Origin of the sequence: Solibacillus sp. FSL H8-0538 (assembly GCF_038003525.1) — a bacterium.
Lineage (GTDB): Bacteria > Bacillota > Bacilli > Bacillales_A > Planococcaceae > JBBOPI01.
Window position 1 is genome coordinate 2,691,331 of sequence record NZ_JBBOPI010000001.1, and the last position, 24,620, is coordinate 2,715,950.

The following is a 24,620-nucleotide window of genomic DNA, read 5'->3' on the forward strand; positions in this document are numbered from 1 at the left end:
TTCCTCCAAAATCGACTTGAAACCCCCATTTCAAATCTATGAACTATCACTTAATATGGAGGGGATACCTTAAATATGCCCTCTACAATCGGCTGCTTGTCTGCATTAAATGCCCTCACACTAACATCGATTACGTGCTGTTTTGCATCTACATGTTCCACTTGAAGCATGAAATCTATCGTTTCATAATGAAAGACAGGATTTAAAAACTTTAGGTTTTGCTCACGAATGTGCGAACCTGGGCCTGGCATATGCTTTGAAATGGCAGAAGTAATAATACCATTTAACATAATGGCGGGTACAATAGGTTTTTCAAAAGGTGTACTTGCCGCGTAATCATGCTGAATATAAAGAGGATTACTATCGTTTGTTAGACCTAAATATAATAGTAAATCTTTATCTTCGATTGTTTCTGTTAAATGCAATTTTTCCCCTACTAGTATTTCTTCAACTTTTTTGCCTAATTTCCCATTTTTTCGTAACAAATTATGCGCAACCCCTTTTATTTGAGATTACCTTCATAGTAACAATTTTTTCAGAAAAGTACAATTATGTATATCAAACCTTTTATAGATAGAAGGAACAAAAGCGCTAAAGCGCCTGTTTAGCCCCGACAGCTGCTTGCGAGCCCGAAGCGAAAGTAAACGCTCCACCACTTTCGCCCGAGGGATCGAAGCGACCTCGAGGGGCTGGCGCTTTAGCCTAGACGTTTCATTTACTTTTTTGAAAGTTATCCACATGGCGAAATTTTATAATTTCCTTAACAAAAATAAAGCACTCCCTGTTCAAAATTGAACAAGAAGTGCCTTAGTTTTAAGTTAATACTGCCATAACTGCTTTCACAGCTTCAACAGATTTATCTAATTCAGCTTTTTCAGTAGCAGTTAATTCAAGTTCGAAGATTTTTTCGATCCCGTTAGCACCAAGTAAAGTTGGCACGCCTAAGTATATACCTTCGTAACCAAATTCACCTTCAAGATAAGCAATAGATGGTAAAATACGTTTTTGGTCTTTAATTACTGCCTCAGCCATTTCAACAATAGCAGCAGCTGGAGCGTAGTATGCAGAACCATTACCTAGTAAGTTTACAATTTCGCCACCGCCAGTACGCGTACGTTGGACGATTTGTTCTAAACGCTCAGGAGCGATTAACGTTTCTAATGGAATACCACCAGCGAAAGAATAGCGAGTAAGTGGTACCATAGTATCACCGTGGCCACCTAATACGAAACCAGTAACGTCTTTAACCGATACGTTAAGCTCTTCTGCAACAAATGCACAGAAACGAGCTGTATCAAGCACACCTGATTGACCAATTACACGGTTTTTAGGGAAACCAGTTTCTTGGAATACTGTGTAAGTCATAGCATCAACTGGATTTGTAAGAACGATGATAATTGCATTTGGAGAATGTGCTGCGATTTCTTTAGATACAGATTTCATAACGCCTTGGTTGATTTGAACTAAGTCGTCACGGCTCATACCTGGTTTACGAGCAACACCCGCAGTGATGATCACTACGTCTGAATCAGCAATATCTGCATAGTCAGAAGTACCTTTAACATATGAGTCGAAGCCTTGTACAGGAGCAGCTTCCCACATATCCAGTGCTTTACCTTTAGTTGGATTTTCTACTTGAGGGATATCAACTAATACTACATCGCCAAGTTCTTTTTGTGCCACTAAGAATGCCGCTGTTGCACCAGTAAAGCCCCCACCGATAACTGAGATTTTCTTTCTTTTTAAAGACATTCGAATACACTCCTTTTGATTGGGTTTGATTGTATACGTCTTTATACTTAGAAAGACACATCTCGCCCAAAATAGGGCAAGATGATGTCCTTTATTATGTAGTTAAGAAAGTTATCCTTTCTTAACTATTAAAAAAAGAGAGAAGACACATGCTCTCTCCCTCTTTTTATTGTGATACTTGATCATACTAATGTCAATATTTTCTATTTCACATGAAGCAAAATAACAAATAGTGAAGTAATTCACATAAATTATTATATTGGATTTCTTCAGTAAAAGTATTAGTCAAATAAAGATCTAGTAAAATTATAGGTTTTCAATTAATGCATCAGCGAATTTAGAACATGAAACTTCTGTAGCGCCATCCATTAAACGTGCAAAGTCGTAAGTTACAACTTTCGATGCAATTGTTTTTTCTACTGAATTTGTAATTGAATCAGCAGCTTCTTTCCAACCAAGGTGTTCTAATAGAAGAACGCCAGAAAGTAATACTGATGATGGGTTTACTTTGTCTAAACCAGCATATTTAGGTGCAGTCCCGTGAGTAGCTTCGAAGATCGCGTGACCAGTAACATAGTTAATGTTAGCGCCTGGAGCGATACCGATACCACCAACTTGTGCAGCTAATGCATCAGAAATATAGTCACCATTTAAGTTCATTGTAGCTACTACATCAAACTCTTTTGGACGAGTTAAAATTTGTTGTAAGAAGATATCAGCGATTGAATCTTTTACTAAAATTTTTCCTGAAGCTAATGCGTCAGCTTGTGCTTTGTTAGCAGCTTCTTCACCTTGTTCAGCTTTGATAGCATCATATTGGTTCCAAGTGAAAGTTTGATCAGCAAATTCAGTTTCTGCTAATTCATAACCCCATTTTTTAAATCCACCTTCAGTGAACTTCATGATGTTACCTTTGTGTACTAAAGTAACTGATGGACGTTTGTGCTCGATTGCATATTCGATTGCAGAACGAACTAAACGTTCAGTACCTTCTTTAGATACAGGTTTTACACCAATACCTGAAGTTTCTGGGAAACGAATGTTTTTAGTACCGAACTCTGTTTGTAAGAAGTCGATAAGTTTTTTAGCTTGTTCAGAACCTGACTCAAATTCAATACCAGCATAGATATCTTCTGTATTTTCACGGAAAATAACCATATCAACATCTTCTGGACGTTTAACTGGAGATGGAACACCTTCGAAGTGACGTACTGGACGTAAGCATACATATAGGTCAAGTTGTTGACGTAATGCTACGTTTAGGGAACGGATACCGCCACCGATTGGAGTTGTAAGAGGACCTTTGATTGCAATTAGGTACTCATTGATTTTATCAAGAGTTTCTTGTGGTAACCATTCACCAGTTTGGTTGAATGCTTTTTCACCAGCAAGTACTTCTAACCATTCAATTTTCTTTTCGCCGTTGTATGCTTTTTCAACTGCAGCGTCGATTACGCGAGATGCTGCTGCCCAAATATCTGGACCAATACCGTCACCCTCGATGAAAGGAATTACCGGGTTGTTTGGAACATTTAATTTGCCATTTTCTACTACAATTTTACCGTTAGTCATAAATATTGCCTCCTATATTCGTAAATCCAGGACTGTGCATAGAGCACAGTCCTAGATAATCTTAGCATATTTTCTATATTATCGCTCATTTACTGGAACGTATTTTTGCATTCCTGGTCCTACATAATCTGCACGTGGGCGGATTAGGCGGTTATTTGAATATTGTTCAAGGATATGTGCTACCCAACCTGATGTACGAGATACAGCGAAGATTGGTGTGAATAAGTCATGTTCGATGCCTAATGAATCATAAACTGATGCAGAGAAGAAATCTACGTTTGCCGGTAGGTTCTTTTGCTCTACAATCATGTCATGGATTTTAACTGACATTTCATAAAGCTCTGGTTTACCAGTAAGTTCAGTTAATTTTTGTGACATTACACGTAAATGTGGTGCACGTGGGTCGCCTTTACGGTATACGCGGTGACCGAAGCCCATGATTTTTTCTTTATTGTCTAATTTGTTTTGGATGTAAGATTCAACTTTACCAAGTGAACCAATTTCAGATAACATTTTCATTACTTGCTCATTCGCACCACCGTGAAGTGGACCTTTAAGTGCGCCGATAGCTGCAGTAACACCAGAGTAAACATCTGATAATGTAGCTACACATACGCGAGCAGTGAATGTAGATGCGTTTAATTCGTGATCAGCATGTAGAACTAGTGCTTTATCGAATGCTTCTATTTCGATTGCTGCTGGTTCCGCGCCTTTTAACATGTATAAGAAATTAGCTGCGTAGCCAAGCTCTGGTTTTGGAGCTACTGGCTCTAGACCATTGCGGATACGTGCGAATGCAGTTACTACTGTAGCAATTTTCGCTTGTAGGCGGATTGCTTTACGATAGTTTGCTTCTGGATCCATAACGTCTGCTTCTTCGTCAAAAACACCTAGTAACGAAACAGCCGTACGTAGTGCAGCCATTGGGTGTACTGTAGTTAATGGATATGATTTAAATTGTTCTAGAATAGCAGCTGGAACTTCCATATTGTCTGCTAATTGTTGTTTTAATTCAGCTAGCTCGTCCGCCTTTGGTAAACGAGTGTGCCATAATAAGTAAATTACTTCTTCGAAAGAAGCATTGTCTGCTAAATCGTCAATGTCGTACCCTACATATGTAAGTGTGTCATCGATAATTGAACTGATTTTAGACTCTGCTGCAACGATGCCCTCTAAACCTTTAGTTGCTGACATAAATAATCTCTCCTTCATGTAATAAGTTAGTTTTGTAAGTGCTTTCTTTCCCAAAAGTAAAAGCACTCGTATTGTTCTGCTCAATGAACCTATTAGTAAATCGCTTACACAATTCATTATAATCAATTTTGACGGCTTTGTGAATGAAAAGCCAGGAATCCAAGAAAATGACGCATTTTTAATAGAATTGGTGAACAAGAGAGAATTATAAGTTTCAAACGAGATAGATATAACATATTTTAGGAGTTGACTACTTTAGAATGAATAAAAATTCTCTATTTTCATCCAAAAGTACTATACGTTTTTCGGTAATTATTATCTATTTAATAGTCATTTTAGCCATTTTACCTATTTCTTCTGCTATATTTTTAGCATATTTAATTTTCCCAATTGTAAATTTTTGCAATACTAAACTAAAAATCCCCTACTTAATTGCAATATGTTTAGTATCATTCTTCATATTTTCACTATTCGCCTTGCTTGGATTTATCCTGTTTCAAAGTTTAGTGCAAATTCTACCTTCTATCCAAACGAATATTACTTCCTTTTCAACCACTTATATTTCACATCCACTATTCCCAGTATTTATCGAAAAACTAGCTACTATTTTAGATACCGTAGTCATGTTCAGTGCCTCTCTTGCAAAAAACATTTTGAATTCAATTTTTGAGCTACTCATTTTTATTATTGCCTTTTATTTTGCTTTATATGAATCAAAAAAAAATCGACTTTGGTTTTTTGCCTTCACCCCAAAATCTCTTCGTTCGGTGTGGCAACATTATTTTACAAAGTCGATGCAGTTATTAAGTTACTTCATTAATGTAGGTTTCCAACTATTCACATTAACATTCATCTTACTCAGCTGCGGGCTTACTGCTTTACAATTTGATGCTCCTATTAGTAAAGCGTTTCTAATTTCTTTAGCGGACGCATTGCCATTTTTAGGAATTGGTTTATTTTTAATCCCTGCTGCAGTTTATTTTTTCTTTACCGACCAACTACTACTTTGTGTCGCTTTACTCGTACTATATATCTTTATTCAAGTAACAAGGCAGCTGGCTGAATCAAAATTATGGGCGCATACGTTTCAATTACGCATGGTCCACACCTTTTTCATCAGTGCTGCCTCGATTTTATTATTTGGGATTTACGGGATTTTACTAAGCCCTATTTTTCTCGTCATTGCAGTTAAAGTAAAACAATCGTCTATCTTTGAACGATAACAACTTGACCGTTTTTCATCTTTTTACGAAGCCAGAAGAAAATGACCGGCTTAAATATATTGCGTGTGATGCCTGTGACCATTAGTAAACCAATAATATCTGTGATAAAACCTGGGACAACAAGCAACACACCTCCAACGAAAATCATAAATGTTTCGATCATCGCTACACCGGGTGCTTGTCCATTCGCAATGCTTGTTTGAATTGTTTGAAATGATTGCATTCCTTTATTTTTTGCAATCATGACACCAAAAACACTAGTTAAAACAATGAGTAATAATGTATAAAAAACGCCAATTGCTTTACCTACTATAATAAAAGTCGCAATTTCAGCGAATAACACCAATACAAAGCTAAGCATTATTTTTTTCATAGATTCCCCTCCAATGCTTTTCTTATTACTATATACGTTTTCAACCAACAAAAAGTTTCAAAAAAAAGCGACAAAATCCACCATCGGATTTTGTCGCTTGGATAGGCACCATGCCCATCAGTCAACCGTTTAAAGAACGCTCGCGTGTCCTTTGTAAATAACACCTGTCTCTGCGTCCATTGTAATTTCCTGACCGTGACGAATTAATGTTGTCGCTTCTTTTACGCCAACAATAACTGGAATCCCTAAACTTAGGCCAACAACTGCAGCGTGACTTGTTAAGCCGCCTTCCTCCGTAATAATACCAACACAGTTTTCTATGGCTGGCATCATTTCACGGTCCGTTCCAACTGTCACTAACACACAGCCTTCCGTATCGTATGCTAAAGCTTCACCAGCGTTCTTCGCAACAACCACTTTACCTATTACAGAAGCTTTACCAATTCCTTGACCACGTGCTAGTAAATCACCAATTACGTGAACTTTCATTAAGTTCGTTGTGCCGGCTTCCCCTACTGGTACACCTGCAGTAATTACGACAACATCTCCATGATCAACGAAATTATGCTTTAGTGCTTCGTCTACAGCAAGTTCTAAAATTTCATCTGTCGTTGTTACGCGTTGGCATAATATAGGTTTTACACCCCATACAAGTGTTAATAATTGTGCTGTATTCAATGAACCCGTCACAGCAACAATCGGTACACCTGGGCGGTACTTCGCAATCATTTTCGCTGTGTTACCACTTTCTGTTGGTGCCAGTACCGCTTTAACACCTAAGTTAATTGACGTATAGGCTACTGCTTGAGAAATTGCCTCTGTCATATTCGCTTCTTTTTCACGGCTACGCTGCGAAACAATCGCACGGTAATCCAGTGAATCTTCTGTACGTTCAGCAATTTTATTCATTGTTGCTACAGATTCAACAGGGTAAATTCCTGCGGCCGTTTCACCTGATAGCATAATCGCATCTGTTCCATCAATAATCGCGTTAGCAACATCACTTGCCTCTGCTCGTGTAGGACGTGGGTTACGTTGCATTGAATCAAGCATTTGTGTAGCAGTAATAACCGGTTTACCAACTTGATTACATTTTTTAATTAATAATTTTTGGACAAGTGGCACTTCTTCTGCTGGAATTTCAACTCCAAGATCACCACGTGCAACCATTAATCCGTCTGACACTTCAATAATGGCATCAATATTGTCAACGCCCTCTTGGTTTTCGATTTTTGGGATAATTTGAATATGGCCGCCATTGTTTTGCTCTAATAGTTCGCGGATTTCTAACACGTCTTTTGCTGTACGCACAAATGATGCGGCAACAAAATCCACGCCTTGCTCGATACCAAATAAAATATCCTGTGCGTCTTTTTCTGTAATCCCAGGAAGTCGAATTGATACGCCTGGTACGTTAACACCTTTTTTATTTTTTAAAATACCTGCGTTTTCAACGATTGTATGGATTAATCCCTTTTCTACATCTTTTGCTAATACACGTAGCTCGATTAAACCATCGTCTAATAAAATAATGTCATTTTGATCAACGTCTTCGATTAATTGTTCATATGTTACAGAAAAACAGCTCTCCGTTCCAACTACTTCAGTCATTGAAATATCGATTACTTGCCCTGTTACAAGGTGAAGCTCACCATTTTCCATTGAGTGTGTACGAATTTCTGGACCTTTTGTATCGAGTAAAATGCCGACCGGGTTTCCAGTTTTTTCTGACGCATCACGGATAGCTGCAATACGAATGGCATGCTCCTCATGATTGCCGTGTGAAAAGTTTAACCGGGCAACATTCATACCTGCTTCTATTAAATTTTCTAACATTTCTGGTGATTCACTTGCCGGACCAATTGTACATACTATTTTAGTTTTTCTCATATTCTGTCCTCTCCATTTGCACGCTCTAGATTGAAAGTTCTTTTGATAGCGTATATAAACTTAAATCTGCTTTATGATTATTTTCATAAGCCTCTTTTAAATCATAATCAACTACTTCATGATTTTTAATACCAACTGCTCTGCCGCCACGTCCTTCAAGTAAAACCTCTACAGCTTTTGCACCTAAACGCCCTGCTAATACGCGATCGTGTGCAGTTGGTGAACCACCTCGCTGAATATGACCTAGTACGGATACGCGCGTTTCAATACCTGCTTTTTCTTTTAAAATTTTTGCCAGCTCACTGCCAGGCATTACACCTTCTGCTACGATAATAATACTATGTCGTTTGCCACGAGCAACACCATGTTCAATACGTGTGATTATATCATCAATATCATACTCTTGCTCTGGAATTAATACGGATTCTGCACCTGCTGCAAGACCTGCCCATAGTGCGATGTCTCCTGCATCACGACCCATTACTTCAACGATGAATGAATTTTCATGCGAAGTAGCTGTATCTCGAATTTTATCAATCGATTCAATAACCGTATTCAATGCCGTATCAAATCCAATTGTATATTCTGTTCCTGGTACATCGTTATCGATGGTGCCAGGAACACCAACGCATGGGAAGCCCTTATTTGAAAGCTCCATTGCGCCACGGTAAGAACCATCTCCGCCGATGACAACTAAACCTTCGACACCAGCTTCCTTCATTTTTTCAATGCCAAGAAGCTGATATTTATCCTCTTTAAATTCAGAACAGCGCGCTGAATATAATTTTGTACCACCTCGCTGAATAATGCCACCAACTGAACCTAAGTCTAATATCTCCATTTTCCCATTAATGAAACCTTCATATCCATGATAAATTCCCATTACTTCAACACCGTGGAAATTCGCTTTACGAACGACTGCACGGATCGCAGCATTCATGCCTGGTGCGTCTCCTCCACTCGTTAAAACGGCAATTTTTTTCATCGATGCTCTCCTCCTATGAAAAAACTATAACTATTACTATTCACATTAACATGAAAAACGTGTTATGTAACTATTCTAGAAAACAAAAATCATTACTTTATTAAAAAAATAAAAAGAATGCGTTTTCACGCATTCTTCCTTTTTCTAATTAACGAGTAGCGTAAAATTATTCCTCGATAAATTGACCAATATTTTTAAACTTATCATAACGATCTATAATTAATTCATCAGGCGACAGCTTGTTTAAATTCTCTAATGTGTCTTGAATGCAATCCTTCATCGCCAATGCTTGCTTTTCTACATTTTTATGAGCACCACCTGAAATTTCAGGAATAATGCCATCAATGATACCCATCTCCTTTAAATCTGGCGCTGTAATTTTCATCGCTTCAGCAGCCTGCTTCGCTAAAGTTGCATCCTTCCATAAAATCGATGCGGCACCTTCTGGAGAAATGACCGAGTATGTCGAGTTTTCAAGCATGAAAATTTTATTGGCCACACCTAGTGCTAAGGCACCACCACTCCCACCTTCTCCGATCACAATACTAATAACCGGTACCCGTAAGCCAGCCATTTCAAACAGATTGCGCGCAATTGCCTCACTTTGTCCGCGTTCTTCAGCAGCCTTCCCCGGGTAAGCCCCCTTCGTATCAATAAAACAAATGATCGGACGGCCAAATTTTTCGGCCTGCAGCATTAATCGTAGTGCTTTTCGGTAACCTTCTGGATGTGGCATCCCAAAATTACGGCGAATGTTTTCCTTCGTCGTCTTCCCGCGCTGATGACCAATAATCGTCACCGCCTGCCCGTTAAACGAGGCAATACCGCCAACAATTGCTTCATCGTCCTTGAACGAACGATCCCCATGCAGTTCAATAAAATCATCAAATACACGACTAATATAATCAAGTGTTGTTGGGCGTTCAGGATGGCGAGCTACTTGTACACGGTCCCAAGGCTCCATATTTTCGTAGATACTATGTTCAAGCTGACAAAGACGATTTTCTAGCTTTTCAATTTCTCCACTCATATCTACATCCGCGTCGTGTGCGATTGTTTTTAATTCGTCTATTTTTTCACGTAGCTTTACTACAGGTTGCTCAAATGCCATTGTTTTAGACATGTGATATGCCTCCTTGTACATGCAATTTTACAATTGTTGCAATTTTTCCGCGCATATCTTTGCGATGGAATATTGCATCGAGTTGACCGTGTTCAAGTAAAAACTCTGCTGTTTGGAAATCATCAGGCAGCTTTTCACGAACCGTTTGTTCAATAACACGTCGCCCTGCAAAGCCAATCAAACTTTGAGGCTCAGCAATATTTAAATCGCCAATCGATGCAAAACTTGCCGATACGCCACCCGTTGTTGGATGAGTCATAATCGAAATATAAAGTAACCCAGCATCGCTATGTCGCTTTAGTGCAACGCTTGTTTTAGCCATTTGCATAAGCGAGAGTACGCCTTCTTGCATACGTGCCCCTCCACTTGCTGTAAAAATGATGAACGGAATTTTAAGCTCCGTTGCCTTTTCAATTGCGCGCGTAATTTTTTCCCCTACTACCGAGCCCATAGAGCCCATACGGAAGTGCGAATCCATCACAGCGATTGCTATTTTTTCTCCCTGTAGCGTTCCAGTTCCTGTTAAAACTGCTTCATTTAAGCCGGTTTTTTTGACATCTGCCTCAACCTTTTCTATATAGGCAGGAAACCCAAGTGGATTCGATGTTCTTAAATGATCGTCTAGTGATTCGAATGAGCCCTCATCTAAAAAGATTCGAACTCGTTCCTTTGCCGTCATTTTGAAATGATGCTGACATTTAGGACAAACTTTTAGATTCGTTTCAATTTCCTTCGTTACATGGATTTTCTTACATTGCGGGCATTTCGTTACAATTCCTTCTGGAAACGCCTTTTCCTTAGATTGATTAATGATGATTCCATTATTTTTTTTGCGATTTATCGTAAATAAGTCTCGAATAGACATCGTTATCCCCCTTTGTGAATATGTACATTCACTCTTGTTACGTTAATGTTTGTAAGTCACGCATCCAGTCGTCATATGCTTCAATCGCTTCCTCGCTATAGCCCATTTGGATGGATTTAATGAGCATTTGTAATACGACCTTTTCATCTGACGTAATGCTTTTTTTTAATGGTGTAATACTATATGCAAGTAACTGAAGCCATATTTTTAATGCAAGACGGTTTCCCGAAGCAATCATACATTCGCGTAAAATGTCTTCTCGCAGTAGCCCCTGCTCGAGCTCAAGCTTCACAAATAAGCTCTCCCAAACCGGTAGCTGTTGTAGTTCGGCATTATCACAAATCATTCGAATAGCTTCTTTTTCATGCATTTGTCTCGACATATGAACATCGTCAACCGATTTAGGCTCCTGTAAAATAAATGAAGATAGTATTTCGACAAGTTGGTGATGCTGTACAGCAGCTAAAAACGTTCCGCCGCCATGCTTCGTTTCAATTAATCCGAGTAACTCTAAACTTCGCAGTGCCTCTCGCACCGAAGAACGGCCAACATTTAATGTTTCACTTAAAACACGTTCGGAAGGCAGCTTGTCACCTGGCTGAATTTTTTGTGTAACAATTAATTGACGGAGCTGCTTGACGATTTGGATGAACATCTTTTTCGTTGCTTGTTTGTCGTCCATAAGCACCTCTTTCTACAAAAGCGTATTTGCGCCTGTTCACACGCGATTGGCAAAAAAACCAGTCCGTGCAGTATTGTCAAAATGACCAACTTCGAGGTGGCCTCAAACTGTTGGAGATCCCAAAGTGAAAGTACTCTTTTCAACTTTCACCCCAGGAATCTTAGCAACCTAAGTTCGCTGCATCCATGCAGCAACGGTTACATGACCCACATCTTGTGAGCCCGACCTCTTTTGCGAGAGCGCAAATGTCTAGCTATCTCTTGAAATTTAAATTTCTGCCCAAAAGTGGTCTGACCAGTTTTATAGCATAAGCATACAAAAACGACGGAAAAATGTAAAGTAAAAACAAATTCGAACGGTTAATGTTATAAATCTTCCTCACTAAAAAATACTCTCGCCCTTTTTTTATGTCATTTTCCGATTATAATTGACATTGATTTCTTAAATAGCCAAAATGAAAAGAGATCTTTTAAAGGATGGATGATGGATGGTTGGATTTTTCCGGAAATTATTTTCAGTTGATACTACACCGATAGACAAAAGATACAACGAGAATGGATTCAATCTCTATGGCATACATAAAAATGGAACGAAATACAATGATGCTGGATTTGATCTACGAGGATTTAACCAAGATGGAAAAACAATAAATAGACGATATTACGATGAAAACGGCTTTGATGCAAAAGGTATTCACCTAACAGGCAAAAAGTATATCGCAGGATACGATTGCTTCGGCTACGATTCGTTAGGCTTTAATCGCGATGGCTGGAACCGAGAAGGCTTTTATCATGATGGCTTCAATAAACAAGGCATCGATAAAGATGGATTCAATCGTGAGGGTTGGAATGAATTTAATTTTAATCGTGAGGGACTTCACAAAAACGGCACACGTTTCGATAAAAAAGGCTTTGCGGCTGATGGCTTTAATCGAGACGGAATTGACCGCAACGGATTTAATCGCGGTGGGTATAATCAAAATGGCATCGACCGCGAAGGATTTAATCAAGATGGCTATAATAAAAAGGGCTTTGACCGCAACGGGTTTGACCGACAAGGATTCGATAAAAATGGCTTTGACATAGAAGGTTATACATCAGCCGGATTTGATATCGAAGGGTTTGACCGCAATGGATTTAATAAACAGGGCTTCAATCGAAAAGGCTTTGATGCACAGGGCTTTGATAAATTCGGGTTTAATCAAGATAAATTCGATCGAGAAGGGTTTAAAGATAATGGATTTAATGCACTGGGCTTTGACCGTAATGGATTCAACAAACAAGGCTTTAACGCTCAAGGCTTTAATGCAAAAGGATTCAATCAACACGGATTTAATGTACACGGACTCAACGCGCAAGGGTTTGATAGTACAGGATTTGACAAAGATGGTTTGGACATATATGGATTTGACCGTGATGGCTACGACCGGCAAGGTTTTAACCGACAAGGTGAGCGGAAAGTTGAAACGGCGATTGACCAATAAACGGTCATTCGCCTTTTCATTTATTGTATAAACAATTGCTTTATTTTTAATTGAGGTTTATTGAATCGATGTTCAAGAAAGCCTTCAGCATAGACGAATTTTTCTTCTTTCAACATACCCAGTACTGCATTATATTCTTTCGGAAACATTGTTATCGAGACTGTACCAAATTCATCCTGTAGCTGAACAAAGGCCATTAATTCACCTTTTTTCGTACGAATTTGACGAATTTCCTCAATTACTCCGATCATTTTCACAAAAGAGTTTTCTTTCATTGCCATTAACGATTGCGTCGTTGCGTTAACAGCTGGCCAATTTATGCGCTCCCCCGTAATCGGGTGGTCGGTTAAATATAATCCGAGTACTTCTTTTTCGAATTGCAACTTCATCTTTTCGGGCATCGGCTCTGCCTGAACATGCTTCAACTTCCCAAATGCAAACATGGACGAGGAGAATAAATCTTCATCCTCACTAGGACGTACAATTTCCGCCTGCTTCACCGCTGCTTCAACCGTTGCCAGCAATGTGGCTCGGTCTCGCCCAAAGTCATCAAGCGCGCCAGCCTTAATAAGTGGTTCAATTACTTTTCTATTAAAGACACTCGCACTAAGTGATACCGCAACATCAAAAATATCCGTGAACGGCTCCGATTTTTCACCACGTACAGCAAGGAGCTTTTGCAGGAATGGCTGCGGAACACCTTTAATCGCGGATAAGCTAAAACGGATTTTGCCATTTTCCACTTTAAAATGACGCATACTTTTTTGGATAGATGGCGGTAATATTTCCACACCTTTCACCTTTGCCTCAGCAATGATTTGTGCAAGCTTATCCGGATTTCCCGTCGCATTTGTCAGGAGTGCGGCATAAAAATTCACCGGAAAGTTCGCTTTTAAAAAGGCCATTTGATAAGAAATCAAACTATAGGCCACAGCATGGCTTTTCGGGAAACCGTAATCTGCAAAGCGCACAATTAATGCATATACTTCCTCTGCTGTTTGAGCTGGGAAACCTTGATTAACTGCACCTTTTACAAATGCTGCACGCTTCTCCTCTAGCACCTCGCGTTTTTTCTTACTGACGGCACGACGTAGTAAATCTGCCTCTCCAATCGTAAAGCCTGCCATTACGTTCGCAATTCGCATAATTTGCTCCTGATACACAATAACCCCGTACGTTTCTCGTAAAATCGATTCTAGTATGGGATGTGGCATTACTACCGGCTCAAACTCGTGCTTGCGGCGGGCATATACTGAGATAAAATCCATGGGACCTGGACGATACAGCGCATTCACTGCGACAATATCTAAAAAATGCGTTGGCTGGATTTCACGTAACGCCTGGCGCATCCCATCAGACTCTAACTGAAAGATTCCAACAGTATCCCCTTCCTGTAATAAACTAAATGTGTTCGCATCAGTCAAAGGGATTTGATTTAAATCTAGTTGTATATCGTGTGTGAACTGAATCGATCGACGAATTTGTTCTAAAATCGTTAAATTGCGCAGTCCTAAAAAGTCCATTTTCAGTAAACCTGACTGCTCCACTTCTTGCATCGGCCATTGCGTCAAATAAATACCATCATGACCATCTTCAATCGGCACAACGTCTACGAGCGGAACGGGACTTAGCACAACTCCAGCTGCATGCGTAGAAGCATTTCGGGGCAAGCCTTCTAGCTTCAATGCCGCGCCAAACCATTTTCCACGAATCGGTTCTGCTGCAATCCAAGCACGTAATTTTTCCGATTGTGCGAACGCATCTTGCAAAGTAACACCCTGTTTATTTGGAATTAACTTTGAAATCATTTCGAGTGTTTCGTTTTCAAAATTAAACATTCTGGCTACATCACGGGCAACAGCTTTTGCAGATAATGTCCCAAACGTTATAATTTGCGCGACATACTGCTTGCCGTATTTTTTCGCAACGTACTGAATGACTTCCTGACGTCTCGTATCGAGAAAATCAATATCAATATCCGGCAACGACACACGCTGTGGATTTAAAAATCGCTCAAATAATAAATCATATTGCAGCGGATCTACTTGCGTAATTTGAAGTGAGTAGGCAACGAGCGAGCTTGCAGATGATCCCCGTCCCGGACCAGTTAAAATACTCGCCTCCCGCGCAAATCGCATAAAATCCTCAACAATTAGAAAATAATCGGCATACCCCATTGACTTAATGACGTTTAACTCATAATGTAATCTTTCCTTATAAGCTAGCGGTAGCTCGTCCACTTGCAATCTTTGCTGAAGCCCTGTATGTGCATGTTCTAGTAAAATGCTCTCCGCTGTTTGCCCTGCTTCAAGTGGAAATTTCGGCATATACACCGCTTTTTCATCAATCGTTACATAACAGCTTAATAATAGTTCACGTGACTGCTGTAACCACTCAGGACGATCTGCAAATCGCTGCGTCCACTCCTCCGCGGATAATACATATTGATGTGCTGTTTTATTGGATTGCAGGGATTCATTTAATTTCACGCCTGTTTCGATAGCATGAGCTACCTCATAGGCAAAATGATCTCCCTGCTGTAAAAATAAACTCTCATGTGTCGCAATAATCGTTACACCGAGTTTATGACTAAACTGAACGGCTAGCTCTTCCTCTTGCGCCAGCTGTGCCTTGCGTGCAATACCGACGTAAGTCTTTTCTTGAAACATGGCCTTCAGTTCACGTCCATAAGCATCATTATTTTCACGTAGCCATAATGCAGATTCCTCGAGTACAGGAATCATCACCGCACACCCTTTTGCATAAGCGGCTAGCCAGCGAACGGGGATTGTTTCGTCCGGACGGATCGCAATACTACTACTAATTTTTAATAAATGCTGATAACCTTCATTATTTTTCGCATACAATACAAGCGGCAATACCGTTTCCTCGGAAAATTGCACACGTACTGTTAAGCCGATAACCGGACGAATACCCGCTTGCTTCATCGCATACCAAAAAGGCAAAAGCCCGTACAATTTCGTATTGACCATTGCACATGCTTCTGCCTTTTGTTGTTGTAAAAAAGGGATGAGCTCTTCGATACGAATTGTACTTTTAAGTAAATCTGCACTCGTCCGTATTTGTGGATATACAATTGACACTGTCATCCCTCCTAAATTTTATTGATAATCGCGGCAAATTTCCTTTAAATCTTCAATAACTAGGTCCGCTTCTTCCCATGAACTTGCTGAAGCACCAGAAGCTAACGGATGTCCGCCACCGTTGTATTTTTTCGCTAATTGATTAATGATTGGCCCTTTTGAACGAAGGCGTACGCGAATTGTTTCCCCCTCTTCAATAAAGATGACCCATGCGCAAATGCCTTTTACATTGCCAAGTGAACCGACAAGTAAAGACGTTTCAGAAGGCGTCACATCAAAGTCACGTAATACGTCATTCGTTACTTTAATGTAAGCAGCGCCGTTTTCATCAATAACAAAGTTTTGATATAAATAACCTTGTAAATGTAATAGCTTACGATCCATTTCATACATACCATCAAATAATTTATTACGGTCGAAATTATATTGAATTAACTGACCAGCAGCATCAAATGTTTTCACACCCGCACTTGGGAATAGGAATCGACCTGTATCTCCCACAATTCCAGCGAATAATAAACGTGCCGCCGCGTCAGACATTTTCCAATGATGTGTTTCCTTTGCTTCTTCGTATAATTCATAAATCATTTCACTACAAGAACTTGCATCGGTATCTACCCATAAAAAATCACCATATGCATCGTCATTAGGATGATGGTCAATTTTAATAACATATGCACCCTTAGTATAGCGCTGGTCGTCAATTCGTTCCGTATTTGCCGTATCAGTAACGATTACTAATGCATTTTCAAAAACCGCATCTTCAATTGCATCGGGATGCGCCATAAACGATAAGGAATCATCGTGCTGACCAATGGCATAAACTTGCTTTTCAGGATAATTCGTTCGAATAAGCTCCGCTAGCCCCATTTGTGAACCGTATGCATCGGGATCTGGGCGAACATGGCGGTGCAGTATAATTTTGTCATACTGCTGAATTGTGTCGATGATTTGTCGTTTCAAAAGCTATTCCTCCTGGTGTATAGTGAATTCCATTCGCAATTTCCTCTAAAAATCGTTACAATAATATCAGCTTTGCTCTTGGGAGGTTCACTATGTTATTAAATTTAATTTTTGTATCTTTTATTGTTGTATCACTTGTTTTTTATTTTTATTTCAAAACGAAGCAATTTCGTGCCACGCTACCAATTCGCAAAAAATGGTATACAGCTAAAGCTGGTGTTGCGCTAGGCGTATTTATTATCGCCTTCGGATTAAATGCAACAATTATTTATCCAACGCTTGTTGGCTATGGTGTTGCTGCAGTATTCTTCATTTTAGGCATTGGCATGTCTGTTAATCATTTCAAACGTGCTCGCCATGAAGGGCAATATATTCAAGAAGAGTATGAACTTAATAAATAGTTTTATGTAAAAGTAATGTGCAAATGCACATTGCTTTTTTTAATCGCTCAGAAAGGACATCTTCTAACCTCTTTTGGGAAGGGATGTGTCTTTCTAATTACCGTTCGAGTAGCTGGAACATCATCATTGCCTTGCCGACAAGAATGGCTCCATTAAATACTTCAAAGTCCATTTTTACGAATTTACGACTCATGTCTAGTATACGCGGGCGGACAGTTAATACACTTTCCATTTGCACTGGTTTAATAAAGTAAATGGTCATATTTTCTGCAACAGCATCCCCGCGTTTACGGCGCTTCAGTGCAAATGAGCCCACTTCTGAAAGTAGCGTTGTGAATGCACCGTAGGATATGGCACCAAACTGATTCGTCATTTGCGGCGTTACCGTAAATTCAACGACCACATCTTCCTCGCCCATTACTCTCATTTCATTTTTCACGAGATCATCAATCGTCTCACCGTGATGTGGCTGACGCTGCGCAAGTTGTAGGGCTTTTAACACGTCCTGACGGCTAATCACACCTTGAAGTAGACCATCGTCATTTACAACTGGAAGTAAATCAATCCCTTCCCAAATCATACGATGACCAGCAGAGGCAACACTTGTTTTCATCGAGGCGGCGATTGGATTTTTCGTCATCACTTTATCAATTGGCTCGTCTCCCTCTTTACCAATTACATCCTTACTTGTCACCATCCCGACAAGCTTGTTTTGGCTTGTCACAACTGGATAAGCACCATGTGTAGTCCGGAAATTTTGTTTGTGGAAATCCGCTATCGTATGATCATTACGTAGCACCGCGGTATCTTCTATCGGTACATAAATGTCTTCAATTAATAAAATATCTTTCTTAATTAGCTGGTCGTAAATGGCACGGTTGATCATCGTTGCTACTGTAAACGTATCGTAGCTTGTTGATATAATTGGCAAATCTAGTGAATCTGCTAACTTGATCGCCTCTTCCGATGTATCAAAGCCACCAGTAATTAAAACTGCCGCACCTGTTGTTAAAGCAGATTCATGTGCTCGCGTACGGTTCCCTACGATTAATAAGCAACCTGCATCTGTATAGCGCATCATGTCTTCAAGCTTCATCGCACCGATAACAAACTTCGTCAACGTTTTATGCAAGCCTGATTTTCCACCTAACACTTGGCCGTCAATAATATTTACAATCTCAGCAAACGTTAAACGTTCAATATTTTCTTTCTTCTTCTTTTCAATACGAATTGTTCCTACACGTTCAATCGAGCTAACTAAACGGCGATTTTCTGCTTCTTTAATGGCACGATAAGCTGTCCCTTCACTCACTTGCATTTCTTTTGCAATTTGTCGCACCGAAATTTTATCGCCTACAGGAAGTGATTCGATGTATTGTAGAATCTTCTCATGTTTTGTTGACACATTATCACCTATTTCTCATCATTCGTTCCTGTCAATAGTGTACCATATTTTGTGTCAGTAGTTCTAAAAATCAAATTCTTCCCAGCGAATTGGGCGTCCAGATTTTGAATTAGGCTTGGACCAGCTTAGTTAGCCGTTGTCGTATGCATGCTAAGAATTTCGACTCCTTACAAAATTTATGACATCCACCAAGAAAGCAGCTACTATTTCTGTCTGGTTGTAGCGAAACTGCTGTTCAGCTGCTTTCTTTTTTTGCTTATAGCTTCACAAACTCACCCGCCTGCAAAATCTGTACATCGCAATTTTCAACAAGCTTTTTAAAATCATTTGGATCCTGCTTAATCGGGGGGAACGTATTGTAATGAATTGGCACAACGATTTTTGGCTTTAACAGCGACACCGCATACGCAGCATCTTCAAGCCCCATCGTAAAATTATCGCCAATTGGTAAAAACGCCACATCAATTGTATGACGCTCCCCGATTAATTTCATATCACCAAACAATGCCGTATCTCCTGCGTGATAAATCGTTAAGCCTTCTGCCGTAAATAAAATCCCACCCGGCATGCCCATATAAATAATTTCCTTTTGCTCTGTTATATAAGAATTGCTGTGAAATGCTTGCGTGTACTTTACCGTTCCGAAATCAAACGGATGCGCTCCACCAATATTCATCGCATGTACGTTAATTCCTTGCCACGATAAATAATTTGAAAGTTCATGTGATCCAACAACAAGAGCGCCACTTGATTTTGCAATTTCCACTGTGTCACCTAGATGTTCATTATGCCCATGCGTTAATAAAATTACATCCGGTTTTTCTGTTTCCACTTGCAGATCAGTTAAGTCATTTCCTCGAATAAATGGATCAATTAAAATCGTTGTTTCGTTCGTCTGAATTTTAACAATCGAATGCCCATGAAAAGAAATTTGCATAGAAATGCCCCCTTATGAATATTTTCAATTAAAGTTATTCGATAAAAATGCGATTTTCCCTTTAATTTGGTATGCTAATAAGGCACATTCATTGAATCTGTCAATTATGCAAAAATTGCTAGGAGGTTTTTCAAATGACAAAATTACAACAATTACAACGCTATTTAAATGAAAACAATGTAGATGCTGCATTTATTACAACACCTGATAATGTATTCTACTTTTCAGGATTTAAAAGCGATCCTCATGAACGCTTACTTGGCGTGATGGTATTTAAGGATGCAAAGCCATTTTTAATTTGCCCTCAAATGGAAGTGCCTGATGCGCTTGCGGCTGGATGGAATTTCGAAGCTGTTGGGCACCAGGATACAGAAAACGCATGGGATGTTGTTGCAAAAACGATTGCTTCTCGCAATTTAGAGATTTCTGCTATGGCAATCGAAAAATCTCATTTATCAGTAGAGCGCCTAGAAGAATTACAAGCGCGCTACCCATCGGCTACATTTACTCGTCTAGACGATAAAATTAATGCAATGCGTGTCATTAAAGACGAAGCTGAGCTAGAAAAAATGCGTAAAGCGGCTGCACTAGCAGATTTCGCCATTGAAGTAGGTGTAAGTGAAATTGCTGAAGGCAAAACGGAAATGGAAGTTTTAAACGCGATTGAGTCTGCGATTAAAGCAAAAGGCTATGCCATGAGCTTTGATACAATGGTTTTAGCTGGTGAAAAAGCTGCGTCTCCACACGGTCACCCTGGTGATCGTAAAATTCAACGTGGAGATATGATTTTATTCGACCTTGGTGTACTTTACGAAGGGTACTGCTCAGATATTACGCGTACAGTTGCATTTGGTGAGCCAAACGAAGAACAAAAAGCAATCTATAATGCTGTTCGTAAAGCAAATGAAGATGCAATTGCAGCAGTAAAACCAGGCGTGCGCGCAATGGACTTGGATAAAATTGCCCGTGATGCAATTACAGAAGCTGGCTACGGTCAATATTTTACACACCGTTTAGGTCACGGTCTTGGTATTTCCGTGCATGAGTTCCCTTCTATTACAGGTACAAACGAAGTGGCATTAAACCCTGGTACAGTTTTCACAATTGAACCAGGTATTTATAAAACAAATATTGCTGGTGTTCGTATTGAAGATGATGTTGTGGTAACTGAAGACGGCGTTGAAGTATTAACGAAGTACACGAAGGAACTAGTCATTCTTTAATTTTTTGACGTTGGTAAACACTGCTGTTGTATTATCAGCTAGTTACAACCGTACTACGTGCACAAACAGCATGACTTGCAGAGGACGTGCTGACTTTTGCGTTATCACATGAATGTTACACCGCAGAAGTTCTTCTTTAACCTAGCCAATTTAAAAAGAGTAGTTGCATGAAAATTTGCAACTACTCTTTTTATTTTTGAATATAGTACATAAAATTTCATAAACTATAATAATGAACCTTTTTTTACTACTATAGAAATACTATTTCTCTACTAAATTCTTCTTTTGACTGTTTATTTGAGTGTATATCCGTATTCTTTAAATAATTTTGGCATCCTAGTATTCCAGTTTTTTTGTAACTGTAGGCTTGCAAGATCGTTTTAAAGAAGTTTTAACCTATATGGAAACAGTGATGGAAGATGTTATTAACTAACTTCAACCTAATTTTTCAAACAACGTCCTGTGTACAACTGTAAGAGCTACCTTTTTGCCAATACAACAACAAAGGAGGATTTCCAGTTAAAAAATTACTAAGGATTTTATTGTTGTGTTCCATTTTCTTATTTTGGCCTTCATTTCAAGGGGAGCAAGATCATGTCTTTGCTGCGACAACACACTATGTCCATGCAAAGGGCGATATTATTTTACGTGACGCTCCTAACAAGGATGCAAAACAAATTGGTAAGGTGAAAAATGATTCACAAGTAACCGTTTTCTCTACATCCAATGGGTGGTCATACATTCAGTCAGGTCCACTAAAAGGCTATGTATATTCAACTGCACTTAAGAAAAAAAATCCACAAGAAAAAACGTCTCCTATTATCACGTCCGGCTTATCACCTACTGTCGGTAAAAGCTATACGTACGATCCCTCATTTGAAGAGAATGGGGAGAAAACAACTTATCAAGCATCAAAGCAATACGGGGTAACGGAGCTGTTGAAGGCAGACTTACAAGGCTATGCCTATTTAGAATCAGAAGAATTATTTGAAATGGGTGTTGCGAACTCCGATGTATTTTTCTTCTCGTACACATATCCAATGAAAGCTGGTAGCTCTATTTATGATATTGATTATTCGTTTGAGGGGAACGATGCGTACACGAAAGTATTCGTGGAAAGTACAACCCATACGTTAACAACTAAAGCTGGAACGTTTAAAAATGTCATTGTATTAAAATATCCGAACGATACAAAAGTTTATTTAGCAAAAGGGATTGGCGTAATTAAAATTGCAGATAAAAACGGCAACGCATATGTTGAATTAGTTTCAGTCAAATAACTATAGTTTCAAATTACAAAAAGCTGACAAAAGTGCCTCATGCACCTCGTCAGCTTTTTTATGGTTTGCAATATACATATTCATTTCAATTTAACACTGAAATGAAATCACTTGAAAATATATTTTATACTTGTGACAGAGCAGTTAGTGCTTCATCTACTGGTACATATGGTAAGCCTTGGTCGTCTGCAACAGCTTTGTATACTATTTTGCCGGCTAATGTATTTAACCCGAGCTTTAATGCTGGATTGTCTACACATGCTTTCACATAGCCTTTATTGGCAATTTGTAACGCGTATGGCACCGTATTATTCGTTAGTGCGACTGTTGATGTACGTGGTACCGCACCTGGCATATTCGCCACTGTATAATGAACGACCCCGTGCTTAATGAATGTTGGGTTGTCATGCGTCGTAACCCGCTCAGACGTTTCAAAGCACCCACCTTGGTCGATTGCGATATCGACAACAACAGAGCCTGGAGACATCGATTGAATCATTGCTTCTGTTACTAATTTCGGTGCTTTAGCTCCAGGAATTAATACAGAACCGACAACTAAATCCGCTTCTTTTACCGCTTGTGCAATATTGTACGGATTTGAAATTAATGTCTGTACATCACGACCAAAAATATCTTCTAGCTGACGAAGACGCTCTGGGCTTAAATCAATTACCGTTACGTCTGCACCCATACCGACAGCAATTTTGGCAGCGTTCGTGCCAGCAATACCGCCACCAATTACTGCTACTTTCCCACGTTGCACCCCTGAAACGCCTCCAAGTAAAATACCTTTTCCGCCTTCCATTTTCTCTAAATACTGTGCTCCAATTTGCGTAGCCATTTTCCCAGCTACTTCACTCATTGGTGTTAATAGTGGTAATGAGCGGTTCGGCAATTGAACAGTTTCATAGGCAATGCCGACAACTTTCTTCTCTAGTAAAGCTTGTGTCAATTCCGGCTCTGGTGCTAAATGTAAGTACGTAAATAAGATTAAGCCTTCGCTAAAATATTTATATTCGCATGCAATCGGCTCTTTAACCTTCATAACCATGTCAGCAGTCCAAGCTTCTTCTGCTGTTGCTACAATGCTTGCACCTGCTGCTTGATAATCTTCGTCTGTAAACGAAGAACCTAAACCTGCACCTGTTTCGATAATTACCTTATGCCCAGCAGTTGTCAACGTCACAACCCCAGCAGGCGTCATTGCCACACGGTTTTCATTATTTTTAATTTCTTTTGGAACACCAATCTTCATCAAATTCATCCTCCCCAGATGTGAAAATAATTGTACTATTGAATTACGGATGTAAATCATATCCATTCTACCAAGTTTATCATTAGAATATAAGTGCTTAAACAAGAAAATTAGGCATTTTTTAATTAAATTATATATTTATTAGAATTTTCTAGCTTCTTTTGTCTGTTTCTCACTTGATCTCTATTAAAATATGGCTAACAATAACTATTTATTTAAAGGTGTCAACTTTATGGCTTCTACATTCATCACATTATATACAAAATTTCTACGTTTCTAACAGAATATTAGTAAAACATTAGCAATACATGAGAATTATTTACATTTTTTCTATGTAGGGTATTTCCATATGGCAAACTTTTGATATAATGTAAGCAGATACAGTATAAGGAGGAAATGAAAATGGCAAATCACTATAAAAGTATTGTAGTAGCAGTAGACGGTTCTAAAGAAGCAGAATATGCATTCCGTAAATCAATTGATGTAGCAAATCGTAACGTAGGTGCAACATTAAACCTTGTAAACGTTATCGATACTCGCTCTTTCGCGGCTATCGAAGCATACGATCGTTCAATCGCAGAGCGTGCTCAACAACATTCTGAAGAATTATTAAATGGCTATAAAAAGCAAGCTGAAGAAGCGGGCGTAGCAACTGTAAACTTAGTAATTGAATATGGTTCTCCAAAAAACATCATCACTAAAGAGCTTTCAAAAGTTGTGGAAGCGGACCTAATTATTTGTGGCGCAACTGGTTTAAACGCAGTTGAACGTTTCTTAATCGGTTCTGTATCAGAAGCAATCGTTCGTTCAGCAAGTTGCGACGTTTTAGTAATTCGTACGCCTGAGTGATTTTCATTTAGTTGACAACCCTTTAGAAAGACACAACTCGTCCAAAATAGGACGAGTTCAT

General features: G+C 39.2%; 21 protein-coding genes. 6 read left to right on the forward strand and 15 right to left on the reverse strand.

Features of this window, described 5'->3' with window-relative positions:
- Positions 1-50: 50 nt before the first annotated feature.
- From MHH87_RS12770 to citZ, 4 genes are all read right to left on the reverse strand, one after another.
- Positions 51-485 carry a MaoC/PaaZ C-terminal domain-containing protein gene (locus tag MHH87_RS12770; protein ID WP_340749683.1) on the reverse strand — a complete coding sequence of 145 codons (435 nt, stop codon included), beginning with the start codon at positions 483-485 and terminating at the stop codon, positions 51-53.
- Between the two features lie 328 nt (positions 486-813).
- Positions 814-1,752, reverse strand: a complete 939-nt coding sequence (gene mdh, locus MHH87_RS12775; RefSeq protein WP_340749684.1) for a malate dehydrogenase — start codon at positions 1,750-1,752, stop codon at positions 814-816.
- Positions 1,753-2,058: 306 nt separating this feature from the next.
- Positions 2,059-3,324, reverse strand: a complete 1,266-nt coding sequence (gene icd, locus MHH87_RS12780; protein ID WP_340749685.1) for an NADP-dependent isocitrate dehydrogenase — start codon at positions 3,322-3,324, stop codon at positions 2,059-2,061.
- A gap of 78 nt (positions 3,325-3,402) precedes the next feature.
- Positions 3,403-4,518 carry a citrate synthase gene (citZ, locus tag MHH87_RS12785; protein WP_340749686.1) on the reverse strand — a complete coding sequence of 372 codons (1,116 nt, stop codon included), beginning with the start codon at positions 4,516-4,518 and terminating at the stop codon, positions 3,403-3,405.
- Positions 4,519-4,778: 260 nt separating this feature from the next.
- Here citZ and MHH87_RS12790 point away from each other — a divergent pair, with 260 nt between their 5' ends.
- Positions 4,779-5,741, forward strand: coding sequence for an AI-2E family transporter (locus tag MHH87_RS12790; RefSeq protein ID WP_340749687.1), 963 nt, complete (start codon positions 4,779-4,781; stop codon positions 5,739-5,741).
- Here the strand turns inward: MHH87_RS12790 and MHH87_RS12795 are convergent.
- The 6 genes from MHH87_RS12795 to MHH87_RS12820 form a co-directional block, all read right to left on the reverse strand.
- A complete protein-coding gene (locus MHH87_RS12795; RefSeq protein ID WP_340749688.1) occupies positions 5,725-6,114 on the reverse strand; it encodes an FxsA family protein in 390 nt (129 codons plus the stop codon). The genes MHH87_RS12790 and MHH87_RS12795 overlap by 17 nt on opposite strands.
- A gap of 129 nt (positions 6,115-6,243) precedes the next feature.
- Entirely contained in the window at positions 6,244-8,004 is a 1,761-nt protein-coding gene (pyk, locus tag MHH87_RS12800) for a pyruvate kinase (RefSeq protein WP_340749689.1), read from the reverse strand.
- Positions 8,005-8,029: 25 nt separating this feature from the next.
- Entirely contained in the window at positions 8,030-8,989 is a 960-nt protein-coding gene (gene pfkA, locus MHH87_RS12805) for a 6-phosphofructokinase (protein ID WP_340749690.1), read from the reverse strand.
- Between the two features lie 166 nt (positions 8,990-9,155).
- Complete coding sequence (gene accA, locus MHH87_RS12810; protein ID WP_340749691.1) at positions 9,156-10,112, reverse strand: acetyl-CoA carboxylase carboxyl transferase subunit alpha; 957 nt, start codon at positions 10,110-10,112, stop codon at positions 9,156-9,158.
- Positions 10,105-10,977, reverse strand: coding sequence for an acetyl-CoA carboxylase, carboxyltransferase subunit beta (gene accD, locus MHH87_RS12815; RefSeq protein ID WP_340749692.1), 873 nt, complete (start codon positions 10,975-10,977; stop codon positions 10,105-10,107). The genes accA and accD overlap by 8 nt, the downstream gene beginning before the upstream one ends.
- Positions 10,978-11,014: 37 nt before the next feature.
- Positions 11,015-11,659, reverse strand: a complete 645-nt coding sequence (locus MHH87_RS12820) for a FadR/GntR family transcriptional regulator (protein ID WP_340749693.1) — start codon at positions 11,657-11,659, stop codon at positions 11,015-11,017.
- A 487-nt stretch (positions 11,660-12,146) separates the two neighbouring features.
- On the opposite strand from MHH87_RS12820, the gene MHH87_RS12825 reads away from it, so the two are divergent.
- Complete coding sequence (locus MHH87_RS12825; RefSeq protein WP_340749694.1) at positions 12,147-13,142, forward strand: hypothetical protein; 996 nt, start codon at positions 12,147-12,149, stop codon at positions 13,140-13,142.
- 20 nt (positions 13,143-13,162) lie between these two features.
- Here MHH87_RS12825 and dnaE read toward each other — a convergent pair whose 3' ends face one another.
- Positions 13,163-16,246: a DNA polymerase III subunit alpha gene (dnaE, locus tag MHH87_RS12830; protein WP_340749695.1), complete on the reverse strand. Its 3,084-nt coding sequence runs from the start codon at positions 16,244-16,246 to the stop codon at positions 13,163-13,165.
- A gap of 18 nt (positions 16,247-16,264) precedes the next feature.
- Positions 16,265-17,209, reverse strand: a complete 945-nt coding sequence (locus MHH87_RS12835; protein ID WP_340749696.1) for a DHH family phosphoesterase — start codon at positions 17,207-17,209, stop codon at positions 16,265-16,267.
- Between the two features lie 92 nt (positions 17,210-17,301).
- On the opposite strand from MHH87_RS12835, the gene MHH87_RS12840 reads away from it, so the two are divergent.
- The gene (locus MHH87_RS12840; protein ID WP_340749697.1) at positions 17,302-17,610 is read left to right on the forward strand and encodes a YtpI family protein; all 309 of its coding nucleotides are present in this window, start codon (positions 17,302-17,304) and stop codon (positions 17,608-17,610) included.
- Positions 17,611-17,707: 97 nt separating this feature from the next.
- On the opposite strand, the gene MHH87_RS12845 is transcribed toward MHH87_RS12840, so the two are convergent.
- Together MHH87_RS12845 and MHH87_RS12850 are read right to left on the reverse strand one after the other, a co-directional pair.
- Positions 17,708-19,015: a DRTGG domain-containing protein gene (locus MHH87_RS12845; protein WP_340749698.1), complete on the reverse strand. Its 1,308-nt coding sequence runs from the start codon at positions 19,013-19,015 to the stop codon at positions 17,708-17,710.
- Between the two features lie 256 nt (positions 19,016-19,271).
- On the reverse strand, positions 19,272-19,952 hold the full coding sequence (locus MHH87_RS12850) for a metal-dependent hydrolase (RefSeq protein ID WP_340749699.1): 681 nt from the start codon (positions 19,950-19,952) through the stop codon (positions 19,272-19,274).
- Positions 19,953-20,086: 134 nt separating this feature from the next.
- Between MHH87_RS12850 and MHH87_RS12855 the strand changes: the two genes are divergently transcribed.
- Both MHH87_RS12855 and MHH87_RS12860 read left to right on the forward strand, forming a co-directional pair.
- Positions 20,087-21,175, forward strand: coding sequence for a M24 family metallopeptidase (locus tag MHH87_RS12855; protein ID WP_340749700.1), 1,089 nt, complete (start codon positions 20,087-20,089; stop codon positions 21,173-21,175).
- Between the two features lie 545 nt (positions 21,176-21,720).
- A complete protein-coding gene (locus MHH87_RS12860) occupies positions 21,721-22,455 on the forward strand; it encodes an SH3 domain-containing protein (RefSeq protein WP_340749701.1) in 735 nt (244 codons plus the stop codon).
- A 124-nt stretch (positions 22,456-22,579) separates the two neighbouring features.
- Here MHH87_RS12860 and ald read toward each other — a convergent pair whose 3' ends face one another.
- Complete coding sequence (gene ald / locus MHH87_RS12865; RefSeq protein ID WP_340749702.1) at positions 22,580-23,710, reverse strand: alanine dehydrogenase; 1,131 nt, start codon at positions 23,708-23,710, stop codon at positions 22,580-22,582.
- 402 nt (positions 23,711-24,112) lie between these two features.
- Here ald and MHH87_RS12870 point away from each other — a divergent pair, with 402 nt between their 5' ends.
- Positions 24,113-24,559, forward strand: coding sequence for a universal stress protein (locus MHH87_RS12870; RefSeq protein WP_340749703.1), 447 nt, complete (start codon positions 24,113-24,115; stop codon positions 24,557-24,559).
- Positions 24,560-24,620 lie beyond the last annotated feature (61 nt).

Bases quoted from the DNA above. Each gene is read 5' to 3' on its own strand.
- mdh (WP_340749684.1), bottom strand. From the start codon at position 1,752: ATGTCTTTAAAAAGAAAGAAAATCTCAGTTATCGGTGGGGGCTTTACT.
- icd (WP_340749685.1), bottom strand. From the start codon at position 3,324: ATGACTAACGGTAAAATTGTAGTAGAAAATGGCAAATTAAATGTTCCA.
- citZ (WP_340749686.1), bottom strand. From the start codon at position 4,518: ATGTCAGCAACTAAAGGTTTAGAGGGCATCGTTGCAGCAGAGTCTAAA.
- MHH87_RS12790 (WP_340749687.1), top strand. From the start codon at position 4,779: ATGAATAAAAATTCTCTATTTTCATCCAAAAGTACTATACGTTTTTCG.
- MHH87_RS12795 (WP_340749688.1), bottom strand. From the start codon at position 6,114: ATGAAAAAAATAATGCTTAGCTTTGTATTGGTGTTATTCGCTGAAATT.
- pyk (WP_340749689.1), bottom strand. From the start codon at position 8,004: ATGAGAAAAACTAAAATAGTATGTACAATTGGTCCGGCAAGTGAATCA.
- pfkA (WP_340749690.1), bottom strand. From the start codon at position 8,989: ATGAAAAAAATTGCCGTTTTAACGAGTGGAGGAGACGCACCAGGCATG.
- accA (WP_340749691.1), bottom strand. From the start codon at position 10,112: ATGTCTAAAACAATGGCATTTGAGCAACCTGTAGTAAAGCTACGTGAA.
- accD (WP_340749692.1), bottom strand. From the start codon at position 10,977: ATGTCTATTCGAGACTTATTTACGATAAATCGCAAAAAAAATAATGGA.
- MHH87_RS12820 (WP_340749693.1), bottom strand. From the start codon at position 11,659: ATGGACGACAAACAAGCAACGAAAAAGATGTTCATCCAAATCGTCAAG.
- MHH87_RS12825 (WP_340749694.1), top strand. From the start codon at position 12,147: ATGGTTGGATTTTTCCGGAAATTATTTTCAGTTGATACTACACCGATA.
- MHH87_RS12840 (WP_340749697.1), top strand. From the start codon at position 17,302: ATGTTATTAAATTTAATTTTTGTATCTTTTATTGTTGTATCACTTGTT.
- MHH87_RS12850 (WP_340749699.1), bottom strand. From the start codon at position 19,952: ATGCAAATTTCTTTTCATGGGCATTCGATTGTTAAAATTCAGACGAAC.
- MHH87_RS12855 (WP_340749700.1), top strand. From the start codon at position 20,087: ATGACAAAATTACAACAATTACAACGCTATTTAAATGAAAACAATGTA.
- ald (WP_340749702.1), bottom strand. From the start codon at position 23,710: ATGAAGATTGGTGTTCCAAAAGAAATTAAAAATAATGAAAACCGTGTG.
- MHH87_RS12870 (WP_340749703.1), top strand. From the start codon at position 24,113: ATGGCAAATCACTATAAAAGTATTGTAGTAGCAGTAGACGGTTCTAAA.